Source organism: Roseateles sp. GW821-FHT09H10, from assembly GCF_059415865.1.
The window spans coordinates 1,213,330-1,232,492 of sequence record NZ_JBWKOB010000001.1 but is presented as its reverse complement, the minus strand read 5'-3'; the positions used below and the strand labels follow the sequence as shown (position 1 = coordinate 1,232,492).

Below are 19,163 nucleotides of genomic sequence, written 5' to 3'. Positions count from 1 at the left end.
AGCGTCTTACGAACCGCCGCGGGCAGACAGGCGTTCGCGCAGCGAGCCGGCCGCGCCGGATGCGTCCGCCGGTGGCGCGGCGGGCGGCTTCTGGGCGCCGGGGTTGAGTGCCTCCATGACCTCGCGCAGGCCCAGGCCCAGGGCCTTGGCATAGCGGCGCGTGGCCACTTCAACGCCCGCGCGGCGGCGCGCCTCGGGCAGGCCGAGGGCGTCGACGAGTTCGTTGGCGAAGCTGCAGGTCAGGCGCAGCGTGTCGGCGTCGCTGCGCGGCGGATGCACGGCGCCGTCCAGCGGCTGGCGGCGGATCATCTGCAGCAGCTCGTCGCCCAGGCCCCAGTGGCGGGCCACGGCCGCACCCAGCGCGTCCAGGTCGCAGCCGAGCACGGCATAGGCGGCAGCCTGCTCGCCCAGGGACGGCGGGTTGGGCTGCTCCTCGGTCGGCTCGGGCGGCACCATCAGCTGGCGGATCTGCTGGGCGTCGTCGGGGAAGTGGTACTGCAGCAGCAGGCGCCCCAGGTTCTGCATGACGGTGATCAGGTGCACGACCTCGCCGTCATAGCCGGCCGGGCGCAGCGCCTGCGCCACCTGAGCGGCCTTGGTCACGCGGGCCATCAGCTGGCGCAGCATCTCGGCGGCGACCGGCGGCAGCGGCCCCGGCCAGGGCTTGAGCGAATTGGCGGCGTATTGCAGCCCGTCCAGGCCCAGCATCTGGATGGCGCGCTGCATGTTCAGGATGGTCTCGCCCTGGTGGCCGGAAGCCTTCAGCGCGTTGTTGACGCGGCGCACCAGCTCCAGGCTGAGGGCCATGTCCTTGAGCACGTACTCCGACATGGCGCTGGCATGCTGGCCCTCGAAGCCCGAGCCGCCGGTGAAGCGGTGCAGGCCGGAGGTCGTCGTCGGCAGGTGGCCAATGCGCTGCAGCTTGTCCAGCAGCAGCACGATGGGCCCGCCGTCGTCGTGGGCGGCGGCCTGGCGCCAGCCGTCCAGGGCGCGCCAGAAGCTGCGCGCCAGGTGGTAGCGCTGGCGCAGCTGGCGGTCGGTGGCGCGGTTGCAGATGGCGCGCAGCGGGTCGGCGATGGGGTGGGGGGTCTCCCAGCCCAGCCTCACCATCTCGCGGCCCATGGGCTGCATCTGCTGCACCACATGCTGCAGGTCGTTCTCTTCCAGCACCGCCTTGCCGCTGAGGATGCGGTTGAGCAGCAGGCCGACGCAGAGCACGTCCTCCTCGGCCGACTCGCGCACGGCGCGGCGGGTCACGGCATTGAAGTCGACGGTGGCCGGGAAGACCTCCTGGGCCACTTCCAGGCCGACCAGGCGCACCTTGTCGCCGGCGTCGATGACAAGGCTGGCCGTCTGGATGTCGCGATGGGCATGGCCGGCCTCGTGCGCAAAGGCCAGGCCTTCCAGCAGCTGGGCGATCCAGTTGGCCGCGTCGATGGGCAGGGGCGCGTTCTGGCGGGCGAGGCGCTCGTCCAGGGTCTCGCCCAAGGCGCGGTCATAGGCGACGTAAGGCCAGCTCTCGACCTGGCCGATCTCGAAGGGCGGTGCGAGATTGGGATGCTGAACGCGCTCGGCACCCTGGGCCATGCGCAGCCAATGCTCCAGGGCCGCTGCGCTGTTGGGCTTGTCGCGCGGCATGCACAGCATCAGCTCCTGGCCATGGCGAGGATCGAAGACGCGCCAGATCAGGCTGCGGGCGCTCTTGGACAACAGGGCGCGCAGCTCGAAGCGGCCAAAGCCTTTCAGCGGTGGGGCGGCAGGGCTGGTTTCAGGCACGGCAGACGTGGGCAGGCTGTAACAGTTGGTGTCCCTGCATTGGACTCCAGGCTAGATGGGGCGAGCTTGCTGCCAAGCGTCGAAATGCGACGGATTTCCTCCCCATCCGCCTGCAATCGACAGCTTGTGTGCATCAGCTCACGCTCTGGCGCTTGTACACCCGCCCCCGCCACGGGCACGTCAGTCAAACCCTGGTTTCAGCTGGTCAGCTGAGACCAGACTTTGTCGAGTCTTTTCACGCTCACCGGCTGCGGAGTCCTGAGTTCCTGAGCAAACAGGCTGACCCGCAGCTCCTCCAGCTGCCAGCGGAAGTCGTCCAGGCGCGCGTCCTTCACGCCCTTCAGCTCGGCCAGGCGGCGCGTGTAGCGCTGCTCCAGCGGCTTGGCCTCGCTCATCAGCTTGGTATCGCGGGCGGGGTCGGCGCGCAGCTTGTCCAGGCGGACCGTGATGGCCTTGAGGTAGCGCGGCAGATGCTGCAGCTGGGCCCAGGGCGTGTCCAGCGCAAAGCGCTTGGGCACCAGGCGCTGCAGCTGGGCGGTGATGTCGTCGCCGACATCCTTGGCCGGCCGCGAGTCCTTGAGCTTGCGGGTCGCGTTGGCCAGCTCCTGCAGCACGGCATGCACGGCGCGGGCCACTTCCTGGGCAATCAGATTGAGCCGGCTGCGGCCTTCCTCGATGCGCTTCTTGAAGGACATCGCATCGGTGGGCAGCGGGTCGGCCAGGAAGGCGCGGTCCAGGGCCACGCCGATGATCTGGTCGCGCAGCTCCTCGGCCGTGCCCAGGCCCATGTAGAGCACCGACATGCGCTGCAGGTCGGGGATGTTCTTCTCGAGGAACTTCAGCGGCTCCTTCAGCTGCAGGGCGATCAGGCGGCGCAGGCCGGCACGGTGCTTGGCCGCCGCGACCTCGGGCTCGTCGAAGACCTCGATCTCGACCGCGTTGCCCTTGTCGATCAGGGCCGGGAAGCCGATCAGCGTCTGGCCTCCCTTGCGCACTTCCAGCAGCTCGGGCAGTTCGCCGAAGGTCCAGTCGGTGTAGGTCTGGCTGGCGTCGCGCGCCGGCGCCGCAGGCTTGACGATCTCGGCGCGGATGCCGCGCTCGGGTTGCGGCTTCGGGGCTAGCTCAGCCGCCGGCAGCTTCAAAGCCGCCAGTGCCTGGAAAGCCGAGCGCGCCTGCCCACCCAGCTCCGCCTTCAACGCGGCCAGCTGACGGCCCTGGCCGAGCTGGCGGCCGTGCTCGTCGACGACGCGGAAGTTCATGAAGAGATGCGGCGCCAGCTGCTCCAGCTTGAAGTCGTTGCGCTGCACGGCGATCTGGCTGCGGTCCTTCACGGCCCGGAGCAGGGTGTCCACCAGGCCGCCCTGGCAGAAGGGCTGCAGCTCGATGAACTCGGCGACGAAGTCCGGCAGCGGCGTGAGCCGCGCGCGCGGCTTCTGGTGCAGGCTCTTCAGCAGGGCCGTCACCTTCTGGGCCAGCATGCCCGGCACCAGCCACTCAGCACGTTCCTCGCTGACCTGGTTGAGGGCAAAGATGGGCACGGTCACCGTCAGGCCGTCGCGCGCATCGCCGGGCTGGTGCAGATAGGTCGCGGCGCAGTCCACGCCGCCCAGGCGGATGACCTTGGGGAAGGCCTCGCTGGTGACGCCGGCGGCCTCGTGGCGCATCAGCTCGTCCTGGCTGAGCTGCAGCAGCTTGTCATTGCTCTTGCTGGCCTCGCGCCACCACTTCAGCAGCGTGGCGCCGGAGTACACATTGGCCGGCAGCTTGTCGTCGTAGAAGGCGTAGATGAGCTCATCGTCGACCAGCACGTCCTGACGGCGCGACTTGTGCTCCAGCGCCTCGACCTTGCTGATCTGGCGGCGGTTGTGGCCCAGGAAGGGCAGCTGCTTGACGAGGTCTTCCGGCAGCTCGTCGTTGACCAGGCCCTCGCGGATGAAGATCTCGCGCGCCGCCTTGGGGTCGACGCGGCCGAAGTTCACGCGCTTGTTGCTGTAGAGGACGATGCCGTACAGCGTCGCCCGCTCCAGCGCCACGACCTCGGCGGCCTTCTTCTCCCAGTGCGGCTCCAGCAGCTGGGTCTTGATCAGATGGCCGGCAATCGGCGGCAGCCACTGCGGCTCGATGTTGGCGAGGCCGCGGCCGTAGAGGCGCGAGGTGTCCACCAGCTCGGCCGCGACGATCCAGCGGCCCGGCTTCTTGGACAGGTGGGCGCCGGGGTGGCGATAGAACTTGATGCCGCGCGCGCCGAGGTACCAGTCCTCGTCGTCGCTCTTCTGGCCGATATTGCCCAGCAGGCCGGCCAGCATGGACATGTGCACCTGCTCGTAGGTCGCATCGCTCTGGTTCAGCCGCCAGCCATGCTCGGCGACAACGGTCTGGAGCTGCGAATGCACATCGCGCCACTCGCGCACGCGCCGCGGGCTGACGAAGTTCTCGCGCAGCAGCGACTCGTGCTTGCGGTGCGAGAGCTTGTGGCCGCCCTCCTCGCCCTTGCTGTCGCCCAGCCATTTCCACAGCTTGAGGTAGCCCATGAACTCCGACTTCTCGTCGTCGAACTTCTTGTGCTTCTCGTCGGCGGCCTGGGCCTGCTCCTGGGGGCGGTCGCGCACGTCCTGGCCCGACAGCGCCGAGGCGATGACCAGCACCTCGGTCAGCGCATCCCGCGTGCGCGCTTCCAGGATCATGCGGCCCACGCGCGGGTCCAGCGGCAGGCGCGACAGCTCCTTGCCCAGGGCGGTGAGCTCGTTGTTGTCGTCGGTGGCGCCCAGCTCGGCCAGCAGCTGGTAGCCGTCGGCAATCGCCTTGGGCCGCGGCGCCTCCAGGAAGGGGAAGCGCTCGACATCGCCCAGATGCAGGGACTTCATGCGCAGGATGACGCCGGCCAGGCTGGACCGCAGGATTTCCGGGTCGGTGAACTTGGGCCGCTCGTTGAATTCCTTCTCGCTGTACAGCCGCACGCAGATGCCGTTGGACACGCGGCCGCAACGGCCGGCGCGCTGGTTGGCCGCGGCCTGGCTGATGTTCTCGATCAGCAGCTGCTCGACCTTGTTGCGGTAGCTGTAGCGCTTGACGCGCGCCAGGCCGGGGTCGATGACGTAGCGGATGCCCGGCACCGTCAGCGAGGTCTCGGCCACATTGGTCGCCAGCACGATGCGGCGCTGGCCGTGCGGCTCGAAGACCTTGTTCTGCTCGGCCTCGGACAGGCGCGAGAACAGCGGCAACACCTCCACGCCCGGCGGATGATGCTTGCGCAGGGCCTCGGCGGCCTCGCGGATCTCACGCTCGCCGGGCAGGAAGACCAGCACGTCGCCCCCGCCTTCGCGCCACAGCTCGTCCACGGCATCGGTGATGGCGTTGTTGAGGTCGTACTCGCGGCTTTCCTCGAAGGGCCGGTAGCGCTGCTCGACCGGGTAGAGGCGCCCGGACACCATCAGCACCGGCGCGGGCCCCTTGGCCGACTCGAAATGCTTGGCAAAGCGGTCGGCGTCGATGGTGGCCGACGTGACGATGATCTTCAGGTCGGGCCGGCGCGGCAGCAGCTCGCGCAGATAGCCGAGCAGGAAGTCGATGTTGAGGCTGCGCTCGTGGGCCTCATCGATGATCAGCGTGTCGTAGGCGCGCAAAAGCGGGTCGCTCTGCGTCTCGGCCAGCAGGATGCCGTCCGTCATCAGCTTGACGGACGCGCCCTTGGTCAGGCGGTCCTGGAAGCGGACCTTGTAGCCGACGACCTCGCCCAGCGGCGTCTTCAGCTCCTCGGCTATGCGCTTGGCCACGCTGCTGGCGGCAATCCGCCGCGGCTGGGTGTGGCCGATCAGGCCGCCGCCGTTCAGCCGCCCGCGGCCCATCGCCAGCGCGATCTTGGGCAGCTGGGTGGTCTTGCCGGAGCCGGTCTCGCCACAGACGATGACGACCTGGTGGCCGGCGATGGCCTGCGTGATTTCGTCGCGCCGCGCAGAGACCGGCAGCGATTCGGGAAAGGAAATGGAAAGAGCCGGTTGAGGCAACCGGCTCTCGGGTCGTTCGGAATTCATTGAGGCGGGATTGTCCCGCACTCGCTCATTCTTCTCTCGGGAAGTAGCTGATGACCTGGATGACCGCCCCTTGCGGGTCCTGCAGCACCGCCATGCGGCCTATGGTCGGGATGTCGAAGGGCCCGGCGCAGACCGTTGCCCCCAGGCCCTTGGCCTTCTCGACCGTGGCGTCGCAGCTCTCGACGGTCACATAGGCGCCCCAGGTCGCCGGCCCGGGCTGCTGCTGGCTCATGACGCCGCCGACGGCGACCTCACCGACCTTGATGACGTAATAGTCGCCCTGACCCAGGTTCATGGTGTCGAAGCTCCAGCCGAACAGGGTGCCGTAGAACTCGCTGGCAGCCTTGGGGTTGGGGCTGGACAGCTCGTTCCAGCTGAAGGCGCCGGGGGTCATGTAGACGTCTTGGTAGTCCTTCATCGCGGTCTCCGGGTGGTGAAAAGGCGATCCTCGGAGTCGGATATGGCAGCGTCAAGTGACCCGAGTCACGGGCGACAATTCGCCCATGACCGGTCTTGTCTTTCCCCATACCTTCGTGCCGTGGTTCCGCGCCGTGGCGCCTTATATCCACGCCTACCGCGGCGAGACCTTTGTCGTCGGCATGCCGGGCGAGCTGGTCGCCGCCGGCAAGCTGAACGCCTTCGTGCAGGACCTGTCCATCCTGCACGCCATGGGCATCAAGATCGTGCTGGTGCACGGCTTTCGCCCCCAGGTGAATGAACAGCTGGCCGCCAAGGGCCAGGTGCCGCGCTACAGCCATGGCCGGCGCATCACCGACGCCGTCGCCCTGGACTGCGCCCAGGAGGCCGCCGGCCAGCTGCGCTTCGAGATCGAGGCCGCCTTCAGCCAGGGCCTGCCCAACACGCCCATGGCCAACGCGACCGTGCGGGTCGTCTCGGGCAATTTCCTGACCGCCCGGCCGGTCGGCATCGTCGACGGCGTGGATTTCCAGCATTCCGGCCTGGTGCGCAAGGTCGACGGCGCCGCCATCCAGCGCGCCATCGACATCGGCGCCATCGTGCTGCTGTCGCCCTTCGGCTTCTCGCCCACCGGCGAGGCCTTCAACCTGTCGATGGAGGACGTGGCGACGTCCGCGGCCATCGCGCTGCAGGCCGACAAGCTGCTGTTCGTCTGCGAGGTCGACGGCGTGCCCGAGAACCCGGACGACCCGGAAAGCCCCATCGACACCGAACTGGCCGTGGCCGACGCCGACCGCATGCTGGCCAAGGCGGCTCCCAACCCGGAGCCGACCGACGTGGCCTTCTATCTGCGCCACTGCGCCGAGGCCTGCCGCGCCGGCGTGGAACGCTCCCACATCATCCCGTTCGCCGTGGACGGCGCCCTGCTGCAGGAGGTCTACACCCACGACGGCATCGGCACCATGGTCGTCGACGAGAAGCTGGAGAGCCTGCGCGAGGCCAGCGCCGACGACGTGGCCGGCATCATCCAGCTCATCGAGCCTTTCGAGCGCGACGGCACCCTGGTCAAGCGCAGCCGGACCGAGATCGAGCGCGATGCCGAGCTTTACACCGTCATCGAGCATGACGGCGTCATCTTCGGTTGCGCGGCCCTCTACCCTTATGTCGAGGCCCGCACCGCCGAGATGGCCGCCTTGACCGTGTCCAGCGAAGTGCAGGGCCAGGGCGACGGCGACCGCCTGCTGAAAAGAATCGAGCAGCGCGCCAAGGCCATGGGCCTGGACAGCATCTTCGTGCTGACGACGCGCACCATGCACTGGTTCATCAAACGCGGTTTCCAGCAGGTCGACCCGGAATGGCTGCCCGAGGAACGCAAGCGCAAATACAACTGGGACCGCCGTTCGCTGGTGCTGGTCAAACGATTCAACTAAGCCCCGCCGGGCGCCCCCGAACGGCCCGCGCGCTAAAGTGCCGGCCGTTTCTCTTTTCTCGTGTTTCAGGAGTCCGCCATGCCCCGCACCGTCCAATGTGCCTATCTGAAGAAGGAAGCCGAAGGCCTGGACTTCCCGCCCTACCCCGCCCATACCGAACTCGGCAAGAAGGTCTGGGAAAACGTCAGCAAGGAAGCCTGGGCGGCCTGGATGAAGCACCAGACCATGCTGGTCAATGAAAACCGCCTCAACCTCGCCGACCTGCGCGCCCGCCAATACCTGATGCGGCAAGCCGAGCAGTTTTTCTTCGGCACGGGTGCCGAAGCGGTGGCAGGCTATGTACCGCCGGCCGGCGAATAAACAAGCACTGCCAATTCAGCGCTTGCCCAAGGGGCCGGGACGAGAGTCGCCGGCCCTTTGTCATTTGACGCTGCCCTGTTGACCCAAGCGATTGGGCGAATAACCCGAACCCGTTAGAAACTCGTCGCTGCCGGCCAACGAAAACTCTTGCATTTATCCAGTCTGTCGCGATTTAATTCGCTCACGGAGATATTCGCGGCCAAACGGCCCAGGCCTCCGAGGCCGCGGCGGCCAATGCCGCGAGCCTCCCCGCTCAAATCGCAAGAGGAATAGCAGCATGTCCACCCTGAAAGAACTCCTGGCCCAGCGCGAGGCGCTCGATCAACAGATCAGCCAAACCAAGGACCGCGAACGCAGCGAGGCCGTGTCCAAGGTGAAATCCCTGATGAGCGAATATGGCCTGACGGTCGCCGACCTCAGCATGCGCACCCCCAAGCCGGCCAAGGTCTCCAAGGTGGCAGCCAAGTATCGCAACCAGGCCACCGGCGAAACCTGGAGCGGCCGCGGCCTGCAACCCAAATGGCTGAAGGCCGCCATTGCCGGCGGCGCCAAGCTGACCGATTTCACCGTCTGACCAGGGATTTCCGGGCCTCTTTTCACCGCCCGGGATCTGAACAAAACCCCGCTGCTCGCCACCATGGCGAGCCAGCCACCGGGCCATCCATCTACGGGATGGCCCTTTTCTTTTTTGGCGCCCCTCCCGCCTAAACTGCGCCATGCCTTTCGTCACGCTGTTTGCGGCCCAAATCTCGGGGTTTATCCCGAGTTCGCTGCGCCGCACCCGCGACGAGATTGTTCCGATGCCTGGCCCACGCCGCCCATCCCTGCTGCCCATGTCCGGTGCCCGCGCGCCGGCCCGGGTATCCGGCTGGCGGCCCGGGGCCTGAGCCATGGATCTGCATTCCGCCCCTCCGGAATCCATTGACGGCCAGGCGCCCGACCTGAGCGTCCAGGCCCCGCCGTCCACGACGCTGCCGCCCGGCCCGCGCCGCATCTATGACAGACGCGGCTGGCGCCGCCTGCGCCGCGTCGCGCTGGCGGGACTGGCCGGCCTGTGCGGTGGCCTGCTGGCCGCCTGGGGCCTGGCCGGCGAGGCGCTGCCGCCGATGCTGCGCATTCCGCAGCCCGCGGTGGCGGTGCCGGCCCAGGACCTGCTGCTGCCCATGCTGCTGGCGGCGCTGGGCCTGCTGGCACTGTGGCGGCTGAGCGCCTGGGTGCTGCCCCTCGTCATGGCCGGCCTGCTGCTGGGCGGCGGCCTGCCCCTGCTGGCGCGCTCGCCGACAGACCCGGCGGGGGCCATCGACCTTTTGATCTCCACCCCCGTGCTGACCGCGCTGGCCCTGCCCCTGCTGGCCCTGGTGCTGAACCGCACCCTGCTGCGGCGGCTGCATCTGACGGGCCGCCTCACCGGCAGGCGCGAGGTGCTGCTGTTCGGCCTGCTGGGCGGGCTGGCCGCGCCCGCGCTGGCCGGCCTGTTCGCATTTGCCGCCTTGATGATTGCCGGCCTGAGCTGGCAGGGCGCGGCCGGTGGCGCCTTCGAGATGGCGGCCGCCTGGGGTCTGGGACTGCTGAGCGTCGGCACCATCTTGCAGGCCAGCACCCAGCGCCCCCGCCGTGGCGGCCGCTGGACCGGCCGCCTGCTCGCCGCCGCCGCCGTGCTGGCCCAGGTCGGCCTGATCTGGCTGCCCCAGCCCGGCGCGGCCTTGCTGCTGCCGCATCTGCTGCTCTGCCTGCACGCGCTGCAGGCCTCGCCGCGCACCAACGCCCTGCTGGGCGCTGCGCTGCTGGGCCTGTGGGCGCTCAGCGCCCCCGCGGCCCTGGCCAGCTATGCCCTGGGGGCCGGCCTTGCCGCGCTGCCCCTGGCCCTCATCGCGCTGAGCCACCACCAGTTGCGCGACCGTGATGGCTGGCGCAGCGCCCTGGATGCCCAGGGCCTGGCCCTGGCCGAATGGCGCCTGCCCGAAGGCCGCCGCCACGCCTCGGCGCGCTGGCAGGCGCTGACGACACCGGTCGACGGCACGACGGCCGGTTCGGCACCACTGGATTGGGTGCGCCTGGCGCATCCGCGCGACCGCGAACCCGTGCGCCGCGCGCTGCGCGAAATGCTGGGCGATCCGCAGCGCAACCACCTCGGTGTCTCGCTGCGGCTGGCGGCCGACGGCGGCGACTGGCGCTGGCACGAGCTGCAGGCCCATGTGCCCGTGCGCGACCGCAACGGCCGGGCCCGCGGCCTCATCGCAACGCTGGCCGACGTCAGCTGGCGCCACACGGCCGAGGAACGCGAGCGCATGTCGGCCACCCTCTTCCAGCAGGCCAGCGAGGGCCTGGCCATCGTCGACACGCAGTGGCGCATCGTCGAGGTCAACCCGGCCTATTGCGACATCCTGCATGCGTCGCGCGAGGCGCTGATCGGCCGCATGGCCGCGCCGCTCAGCATTGCCAATCTGCAGCGCAGCGGACACGAGCCGACGGAGCTGCAGGCGATGCTGAATGCCGGCCAGCCCTGGGGCGGCCAGTTGCAGGCCGAGCTGGACGATGGCGGCCAGCATGTCTTCGCGGCCAAGCTCAGCCCGGTGCCCGAGCCCGAGGGCGTCAGCGCGCGCTGGCGCCTGCTGAGCCTGACCGATCTGGGCGAAAGCCTGCGCCAGCAGGATCTGCTGCGCCGCAGCCTGCGCTTCGACGTCGCCACCGGCCTGCCCAACCGCGACGAGTTCATGCGCCGCATGCAGCAGGCCCTGGGCGCGGCCAACCGCGACGGCTTCAAGCTGGTCGTCGCGCTGATCGACCTGGACGAATTCGCCCGCGTCAATGCCGAGCATGGCCCGCTCGTCGCCGACGCCGTGCTGCTGCAGCTCAGCGGCCGCCTGCAGGCCACGCTGCGCGGTTCGCGCGGCGACGCGCCCGACACCGCCGACCAGCTCGCCCGCCTGCATGGCGACGAGTTCGCCGTGCTGATGCGCGTGCAGACGCCTGAGGAAGCGCAGCGCGCCGCCGACCGCCTGCTGGCGGTGCTGTCCACGCCGGTGGCCATCCGCGAGAACCGCGTCGGCAGCGGCCTGGCCATCGAGATCGGCGCCAGCATGGGCGCCACCGTCTACCCCCAGGACGACGCCGACCCCGAGACCCTGCTGCGCCATGCCGGCCATGCCCTCTACCGGGCCAAGCACGCCGGCCGCGGCGGCATCCAGTTCCACGACCCGACGCTGGACCAGCGCGACGAGGCCGGCATGATCGCCGTCGCACGCCTGCAAAAAGCCCTGGACGGCAACGAGCTGCTGCTGCATTACCAGCCGCAGATCGACCTGCGCACCGGCCAGATCATGGGCGTGGAAGCCCTGCTGCGCTGGCAGCACCCCGAGCGCGGCCTGCTGGCGCCGGCCCATTTCCTGCCCCTCATCGAAACGACCGGCCTGGCCGTGCAGATCGGCGACTGGGTCATCGAGCATGCCCTGACGCAGGCCAACACCTGGCTGCGTGCCGGCGTCAACGACGGCAAGGGCCTGCCGGTCAGCGTCAACGTCGGCGCCCGCCAGCTGCGCCGCCACGACTTCCCGCAGCGCCTGCAGGAACTCATCCAGCGCCAGTCGCCCGATGTCGCCCACCTGCTGCACCTGGACGTGCTGGAATCCGACGCCCTGGCCGAGACCGCCGCCACCCAGGCCCTCATCCAGCGCTGCCTGGGGCTGGGCGTCGGCATCGCCCTGGACGATTTCGGCGCCGGCTACTCGCGCCTCAGCTCGCTGAAGCGCCTGACCGTCGACACCCTCAAGCTCGACCGCAGCTATGTGCAGGGCATGCTGGGCGACGCCCAGGACCTGTCGCTGGTGGAAAGCGTCATCGGCCTGGCCCGCAACATCGGCTGCGCGGTGCTGGCCAAGGGCGTCGAGAGCCGCGCCCATGCCCGCGAGCTGCTGCGCCTGGGCTGTCGCCTCGGCCAGGGCAATGGCATCGCCGCCGCCATGCCCCCCTCGGCCCTGCCCGGCTGGATGGATGCCTTCGGCAACGGCAACTGGGTCAGCCAGTTGCGCAGCCCCTCGCAGGCGAATCTCTAAAATCCCTGGGTGATCCCGCCCGGCTTTATCCATGACCTGCTGGCCCGCGTCGACGTCGTCGAGGTGGTGGGCCGCCATGTCGACCTGAAAAAGGCCGGCATCAACCACAAGGGCCTGTGCCCTTTCCACGGCGAGAAGTCACCCAGCTTCATCGTCAGCCCCAGCCGCCAGACCTACCACTGCTTCGGCTGTGGCGTGCACGGCAATGCCATCGGCTTCCTGATGGAGCACACCGCCGCCACCTTTGTCGAGGCGGTGGAAGACCTGGCCCAGCAGGTCGGCATGGTGGTGCCCCAGGACGACCGCAGCCCCGAGCAGCGCGAGCGCGCCAAGGCCGAGAAAGCCAGGCAGCAGAGCCTGACCGACGTGCTGGCGCGCGCCGCCGACTTCTACAAGGCCCAGCTGCGCAAGGCGCCACGCGCCGTCGAGTACCTCAAGGGCCGCGGCCTGACCGGCCAGATCGCCGCCCGCTTCGGCCTGGGCTATGCACCGGAAGGCTGGCGCTCGCTGGCCAGCGGCTTTCCGTCCTATGACGATCCGCAGCTGGTCGAGTCCGGCCTCGTCATCACGCCGGAGGCCGAGCCGGGCCAGGATGCCAAGCGCTACGACCGCTTCCGCGACCGCGTCATGTTTCCCATCCGCAACGTCCAGGGCGAGGTCATCGGCTTCGGCGGCCGGGTGCTGGACAAGGGCGAGCCCAAATACCTGAACTCGCCCGAGACGCCCGTCTTCCACAAGGGCAAGGAGCTCTACGGCCTCTTCGAGGGCCGCCAGGCCATGCGCCAGCGCGGCTATGCCCTGGTCGTCGAAGGCTATATGGACGTCGTGGCCCTGGCCCAGTACGGCATCGGCAACGCCGTCGCGACCCTGGGCACGGCCTGCACGGCCGAGCATGTGCACAAGCTCTTCCGCCACACGGAATCGGTCGTCTTCAGCTTCGACGGCGACGCCGCCGGCCGCCGCGCCGCCGTGCGGGCGCTGGAAGCCGCCCTCCCCCACGCGACCGAGACGCGCAGCGTCAAATTCCTGTTCCTGCCGGCCGAGCACGACCCCGATTCCTATGTGCGCGAGCTCGGCACCGAGGCCTTCGAGCGCTGTGTGGAGGGAGCTGTACCGCTGTCCCGCCAGCTCATCACCGTGGCTGGCGAAGGCTGCGACCTCGGCACGCCCGAAGGCCGCGCCCGCATGCTCAACCAGGCCCGGCCGCTGTGGAATCTGCTGCCAGACAGCCTGCTGCGCCGCCAACTGCTGGGTGAGCTGGCCCGCCAGGGCCAGATGCCCGAGACCGAGCTGCAGGCACTCTGGCTGGGTGAACCCTTGCCTGCAGCCGCTGCCGCCGGCGCCGAAGCCGCAGCGCCAGCCGAGAAGCCGGCGTGGAAACCCAAGGGCGAATGGAAACCCAAGGGCGAGTGGAAGGGCAAAGGCGACTGGAAATCGCGCCGCGAGGCCGAGCAGCGCCCCGCCGGCCCACGCGTGACACCGGCCACGGCCGCCGACAACGCCACCCGCCTGCTCCTGCAGCACAGCGAGCTCTGGGACAGCCTGCCGGACGAGGATCGCGCCCTGCTGCACGACCTGCCTGGCGGCCACGGCGAGCTGATCCACTGGCTGGAACGCCACCTGACCCACCACGGCGCCAGCCCCTGGGCCGTCGTGCAGGCCGGACTGGTGGCAGACGGCCATGCCGAGGCCGTGCACCGGCTGGTACGCAGCTTCCAGGAGCTGGGCATCGAGGAATCCAACCCCGGCGGCGACCTCGCCAGCGCCGTCGCCGGCCTTCGTACGCGCACGCCCGCCGCCCTGCCGGCCGGCAACGGCGCCACCGACGAGGAACGCCGCCTCGCCCTCGAGGCCCTGGCCCGTCTGCGCGAGCGGCACGGCGTGCAGAGCTAGGGTTTGCCTGTCACCGTTTTGCAATTTGGCTGCAAATCGCTGATAATCTTGTGTTTTCCGCGCGCGTCAACAAGAGTGACGGCAGAGAAATGCCGGACCCCGGCCACCCAGCGACACTGGGCAACCCAACGGGAAGACCCAAGGGGTTTTAAAGGCCAACTCATCCGCCAGCTCTGCATACCAAACGATCACGCCAGCTTGTTCGCGCCACGCCAGGGTCCCTCACTGATACCTTGACGACGAAAGCCACCGCCCCCATGCCCCGCCGGTTTGAGTCCGAGCCCGGGCTGGCAGCGGTGGCTGCTGCATTTCTGAATTGACCGCGCAAACCCGAAGGACCTGCATGACCGCCAAGAAGACCGCGCCCAAGGCTACCCCCGCCGAAGAACTCAAGAAGAAGCCTGCTGCCAAGACGGCAGCGGCTGAGGCGCCCGCGAAGACGACGAAGGCGGCAGCGGCCAAGCCCGCCGCCAAGGCGGCCAAGGCGACGGAAGAAGACAAGCCCAAGCGCGGCCGCAAGCCCAAGGCGGAAACCACGTCCAAGAAGGCCGGCGGCAAGAAGGAAACCGAGGACGAGGAAGACTTCTCCGACATCGACGCCGAGATCGAGGGCGAGGAAGGCGAAGCCGAAGTCGTCGAGGAGACGGCCGCGGTCGAAGAGGAAACCGTCAAGGCCAAGCCGCTGCGCATGAAGGTCAGCCGCGCCAAGGAGCGCGCGCTGATGCGTGAGTTCGGCCTGGAAGAGACCGCGCTGACCGAAGAGGAAGCCCACAAGCGCCGCAGCGAGCTGAAGACCCTCATCAAGATGGGCAAGACGCGTGGTTTCCTGACGCACCAGGAAATCAACGACCACTTGCCCGAGAAGCTGGTCAGCGAGGAAATCCTCGAGGCCATCATCTCCATGCTCAATGACATGGGCATCGCGGTCTACGAGCAGGCGCCCGACGCCGCCACGCTGCTGATCCAGGGCAACACGACGGCCACGTCGACCGAGGAAGAGGCCGAAGAAGCCGCCGAAGCCGCGCTGTCGACGGTGGACTCCGAATTCGGCCGCACGACCGACCCGGTGCGCATGTATATGCGCGAAATGGGCACGGTCGAACTGCTGACCCGTGAAGGCGAAATCGAGATCGCCAAGCGCATCGAAGGCGGCCTGCAGGCCATGATGCTGGCCATCTCGGCCTCGCCGACGACCATCGCCCACATCCTCGAGTTCGCCACCAAGATCCGCGCCGGCGAGATGCAGATCTCCGACGTCGTCGACGGCTTCGTGGCCGAAGACGAGGCCGACGACTACGTGGCCGAAGAAGACTTCGACGAATTCGACGAGGAAGACGACGACGACGGCAATGGCGGCTCCAAGGCCCTGACCAAGAAGCTCGAAGAGCTGAAGAACGCCGCGCTGGTCAAGTTGGACTCCATGTCCGCCGCCTTCGACAAGATGCGCAAGGCCTTCGAGAAGGAAGGCTACAAGTCGGCGTCCTACAACAAGGCCCAGCAGGCCATCAGCGCCGAGCTGATGACCATCCGCTTCACGGTCAAGACGATCGAGAAGCTGTGCGACATCCTGCGCAGCCAGGTCGATGACGTGCGCCGCTACGAGCGCGAACTGCGCAAGATCGTGGTCGACAAGTGCGGCATGCCGCAAGAGCACTTCATCAAGACCTTCCCGCCCAATGTGCTGAACCTGAAGTGGGCCGAAAAGGAAGTGGCGCTGGGCAAGCCCTACAGCGCCATCCTGGCCCGCAACCTGCCGCCGGTGCAGGAACTGCAGCAGAAGCTGACGGACATCCAGGCCAAGGCCGTCGTGCCGCTGGATGACCTGAAGGACATCAACAAGAAGATGAACGAGGGCGAGAAGGCCTCTCGTGACGCGAAGAAGGAAATGATCGAGGCCAATCTGCGCCTCGTGATCTCCATCGCCAAGAAGTACACCAACCGCGGCCTGCAGTTCCTGGACCTGATCCAGGAAGGCAATATCGGCCTGATGAAGGCGGTGGACAAGTTCGAATACCGCCGCGGCTACAAGTTCTCGACGTACGCGACGTGGTGGATCCGCCAGGCCATCACCCGCTCCATTGCCGACCAGGCCCGCACCATCCGCATCCCGGTTCACATGATCGAGACGATCAACAAGATGAACCGCATCTCGCGCCAGCATCTGCAGGAGTTCGGCTACGAGCCGGACGCCCCGACGCTGGCCGAGAAGATGGAGATCCCGGAAGACAAGATCCGCAAGATCATGAAGATCGCCAAGGAGCCGATCTCCATGGAGACGCCGATCGGCGACGACGACGACAGCCACCTGGGCGATTTCATCGAGGACACCAACAACACCGCGCCTATCGAGGCCGCCATGCAGGCCGGCCTGCGCGACGTGGTGAAGGACATCCTCGACTCGCTGACCCCGCGCGAAGCCAAGGTGCTGCGCATGCGCTTCGGCATCGAGATGCAGAGCGACCACACGCTGGAAGAAGTCGGCAAGCAGTTCGACGTCACGCGTGAGCGCATCCGCCAGATCGAGGCCAAGGCGATCCGCAAGCTGAAGCATCCCAGTCGCTCAGACAAGCTGCGCACCTATCTGGACAACCTCTGAGATAGCCACAAACACAAGGCCGGCTCGCCGGCCTTTTTTGCGCCATAAACTTGTGACATGACCGCGATCCGCGAGCGCACCGTCCTTTTTGCCGACCTGCGCGGCAGCACCGGGCTGTACGAGGCCCTCGGGAATGCCGAAGCCAGTGGCATGGTCACCCAGACCGTGGGCCAGATCAGCGAAGCTGTGCTGGAAAGCGGCGGCCAGCTGATCAAGACGCTGGGCGATGGGCTGATGGCCGCCTTCGATACACCGCGCGATGGTGTCCGCGCCGCCCAGCGCATGCAGGAAATGCTCGAGCGCACCGTGCAGCGCGCCCGCCGGCAGAACCACCCTGGCCTGCTGGCCCTGCGCCTTCAGGTGGCACTGGCCAGGGGCGAGGTGGTCGAACTCAACGGCGACTGCTTTGGCGATGCCGTCAACGTCGCGGCCCGCCTCATCGACCATGCCGGCGACGGCGAGATCCTCATCACCGCCGAAGTGCTGACCGGCCTGCATCACGCCTCCAAGGGGCGCTTCCGCAGCCTGGACCGCATCTCGGTGCGCGGCCGCATCGAGCCCGTGCATGTCTACCGCATGGATGCCGCTCCGCTGGTCAGCGCCGACGACACGGCCACCCAGTTCGGCGAGCCCATGCGCTCCACCGAGCCCGACGGCATGCGCCTGATCTGGCAGGACCTGGACCGCGTCTTCGACATCGGCGCCATGCCCATCGTGCTGGGCCGCAGCGTGCAGGCCACCTACTGCATCACCGACGCCCGCGTGTCGCGCTCGCATGCCCGCATCGACTGGCAGGGCAGCAGCTTCGAGCTGACCGACCTGTCCTACAACGGCACCTATGTGCGCTTCGGGGACTCGGGCGAGCTGCTCAGCCTCAAGCGCGGCAGTTGCACCCTGCACGGCAGCGGCATCATCGGCCTGGGCGGACTGCCCACCGACGAGCAGTCGCCCATCGTGCGCTTCGAGGTGCTGCACTTCTACGACACCGAGCCCCAACCCTTCGGCGGCCCGCGCTCACGCCGCTAACCCATGGCTTTTCTCCCCGAACCGCCGCAGCGCCACGGCGCGGCGCCCGCTGGCCCCGACGTTGCCGTGCTGTTCTGCAATCTCGGCACGCCCGACGCCCCGACCGCACCCGCGCTGCGTCGCTACCTCGCGCAGTTCCTGGCCGACCCGCGCGTCGTCGAGATCCCCCGGCTGCTCTGGCTGCTGATACTGCACGGCATCATCCTGCGCGTGCGCCCGGCCAAGTCGGCCGCCAAATACGCGACCATCTGGACGCCCGAGGGCTCGCCGCTGAAGGTCTGGACCGACAAGCAGGCCAAGCTGCTGCAAGGCAAGCTCGGCGTGCGGGTGGCCATGGCCATGCGCTACGGCCAGCCGGCGATAGCCGCGACGCTGGACGCGCTCAAGCGCGACGGCGTGCGCCGCATCCTGGTGCTGCCGGCCTATCCGCAGTATTCGGGCGCGACGACGGCCAGCGTCATCGACGATGTGGCGCGCTGGGCCCTGCAGACCCGCCACCTGCCCGAACTGCGCTTCATCAACCGCTATCACGACGAGCCCGGCTATATCGCCGCCCTGGCCCAGACCGTGCGCGAGCACTGGCAGCGCGAAGGCCGTGGCGACAAGCTGGTCATGAGCTTCCATGGCATGCCGGAGCGCACCCTGCACCTGGGCGACCCCTACCACTGCGAATGCCTGAAGACCGGCCGCCTGCTGGCCGAGGCCTTGGGGCTGCAGGACGGCGAATGGCTCGTGACCTTCCAGAGCCGCTTCGGCAAGGCCAAGTGGCTGGAGCCCTACACCGAGCCCAGCCTCATCAAGCTGGCCAAGGGCGGCACCAAGGCGGTCGACGTCATCTGCCCCGGCTTTGCGGCCGACTGCCTGGAGACGCTGGAGGAAATCAACCAGGAAGCCCGCGCGGCCTTCCTGGGGGCCGGCGGCCAGCGCTTTGGCTACATCCCCTGCCTGAACGACCATCCGGCCGGCATCAAGGCCCTGGCCCGGCTGGCCGAGCGCCATCTGCAAGGCTGGACCGCCGAGGTGCCCCACCCTGACACCCTGGCCCTGCAGCGCCAGCGCGCCCAAGCCGCGGGGGCCAAGCAGTGAGTGACGCGCCGACGAGCATGCGCCTGGACAAATGGCTGTGGGCCGCGCGCTTCTACAAGACCCGGGCCCTGGCCGTCGAGGAGATCAACCTGGGCCGAGTCCGGATCGGCGGCCAACCGGTCAAGCCGGCGCGGGACGTCAAGGTGGGCGATCTGCTCACCCTCCGCGCCGGCCAGATAACGCGCGAGGTGGAGGTCAAGGGCCTGTCCAACCAGCGCGGCCCGGCGCCGCAGGCCCAGGCCCTGTACGCAGAAACCGCCGCCAGCATCACCGCCCGCGAGGCCGCTGCCGAGGCGCGCCGGCTGGCGCCGGAGCCCGCGGCCACCATCGAACAGGGCCGCCCCACCAAGCAGGACCGGCGCCGCCTGGCGGACTGGGATCGCTGGTCGGCCTCGCTGGACGATGAAGATCCGGGTTGACCCGGATAATTCCTTTCCCAATCCCCCTCTTGAAACCAGGGCATCGCGCCCCATGTCGACGCGATAGCGTTTTTTCA

At 68.4% G+C, this 19,163-nt stretch carries 12 protein-coding genes; 9 read left to right on the top strand and 3 right to left on the bottom strand.

Annotation, left to right across the window (positions count from 1 at the left end; genetic code table 11):
- Window positions 1-6 precede the first annotated feature (6 nt).
- The 3 genes from AC07OY_RS05645 to AC07OY_RS05635 form a co-directional block, all read right to left on the bottom strand.
- Window positions 7-1,776: an HDOD domain-containing protein gene (locus AC07OY_RS05645; protein ID WP_495041535.1), complete on the bottom strand. Its 1,770-nt coding sequence runs from the start codon at window positions 1,774-1,776 to the stop codon at window positions 7-9.
- A gap of 197 nt (window positions 1,777-1,973) precedes the next feature.
- Window positions 1,974-5,807 carry an ATP-dependent RNA helicase HrpA gene (gene hrpA / locus AC07OY_RS05640; RefSeq protein ID WP_495041534.1) on the bottom strand — a complete coding sequence of 1,278 codons (3,834 nt, stop codon included), beginning with the start codon at window positions 5,805-5,807 and terminating at the stop codon, window positions 1,974-1,976.
- A gap of 25 nt (window positions 5,808-5,832) precedes the next feature.
- The gene (locus AC07OY_RS05635) at window positions 5,833-6,225 is read right to left on the bottom strand and encodes a VOC family protein (RefSeq protein WP_495041533.1); all 393 of its coding nucleotides are present in this window, start codon (window positions 6,223-6,225) and stop codon (window positions 5,833-5,835) included.
- 85 nt (window positions 6,226-6,310) lie between these two features.
- Between AC07OY_RS05635 and argA the strand changes: the two genes are divergently transcribed.
- The 9 genes from argA (at window position 6,311) to AC07OY_RS05590 (ending at window position 19,086) form a co-directional block, all read left to right on the top strand.
- Window positions 6,311-7,654, top strand: coding sequence for an amino-acid N-acetyltransferase (gene argA / locus AC07OY_RS05630; protein WP_495041532.1), 1,344 nt, complete (start codon window positions 6,311-6,313; stop codon window positions 7,652-7,654).
- A 78-nt stretch (window positions 7,655-7,732) separates the two neighbouring features.
- The gene (locus tag AC07OY_RS05625; protein ID WP_495041531.1) at window positions 7,733-8,014 is read left to right on the top strand and encodes an oxidative damage protection protein; all 282 of its coding nucleotides are present in this window, start codon (window positions 7,733-7,735) and stop codon (window positions 8,012-8,014) included.
- A gap of 277 nt (window positions 8,015-8,291) precedes the next feature.
- Window positions 8,292-8,588, top strand: coding sequence for an H-NS histone family protein (locus AC07OY_RS05620; RefSeq protein ID WP_495041530.1), 297 nt, complete (start codon window positions 8,292-8,294; stop codon window positions 8,586-8,588).
- Window positions 8,589-8,904: 316 nt separating this feature from the next.
- On the top strand, window positions 8,905-12,066 hold the full coding sequence (locus AC07OY_RS05615) for a putative bifunctional diguanylate cyclase/phosphodiesterase (RefSeq protein WP_495041529.1): 3,162 nt from the start codon (window positions 8,905-8,907) through the stop codon (window positions 12,064-12,066).
- A gap of 9 nt (window positions 12,067-12,075) precedes the next feature.
- A complete protein-coding gene (gene dnaG / locus AC07OY_RS05610) occupies window positions 12,076-13,959 on the top strand; it encodes a DNA primase (RefSeq protein WP_495041528.1) in 1,884 nt (627 codons plus the stop codon).
- Window positions 13,960-14,302: 343 nt separating this feature from the next.
- Window positions 14,303-16,555 carry an RNA polymerase sigma factor RpoD gene (gene rpoD, locus AC07OY_RS05605; protein ID WP_495041527.1) on the top strand — a complete coding sequence of 751 codons (2,253 nt, stop codon included), beginning with the start codon at window positions 14,303-14,305 and terminating at the stop codon, window positions 16,553-16,555.
- 57 nt (window positions 16,556-16,612) lie between these two features.
- Window positions 16,613-17,581: an adenylate/guanylate cyclase domain-containing protein gene (locus tag AC07OY_RS05600; protein WP_495041526.1), complete on the top strand. Its 969-nt coding sequence runs from the start codon at window positions 16,613-16,615 to the stop codon at window positions 17,579-17,581.
- Window positions 17,582-17,584: 3 nt separating this feature from the next.
- Complete coding sequence (gene hemH / locus AC07OY_RS05595) at window positions 17,585-18,667, top strand: ferrochelatase (protein ID WP_495041525.1); 1,083 nt, start codon at window positions 17,585-17,587, stop codon at window positions 18,665-18,667.
- 17 nt (window positions 18,668-18,684) lie between these two features.
- On the top strand, window positions 18,685-19,086 hold the full coding sequence (locus AC07OY_RS05590; RefSeq protein ID WP_495041980.1) for an RNA-binding S4 domain-containing protein: 402 nt from the start codon (window positions 18,685-18,687) through the stop codon (window positions 19,084-19,086).
- Window positions 19,087-19,163: the final 77 nt, after the last annotated feature.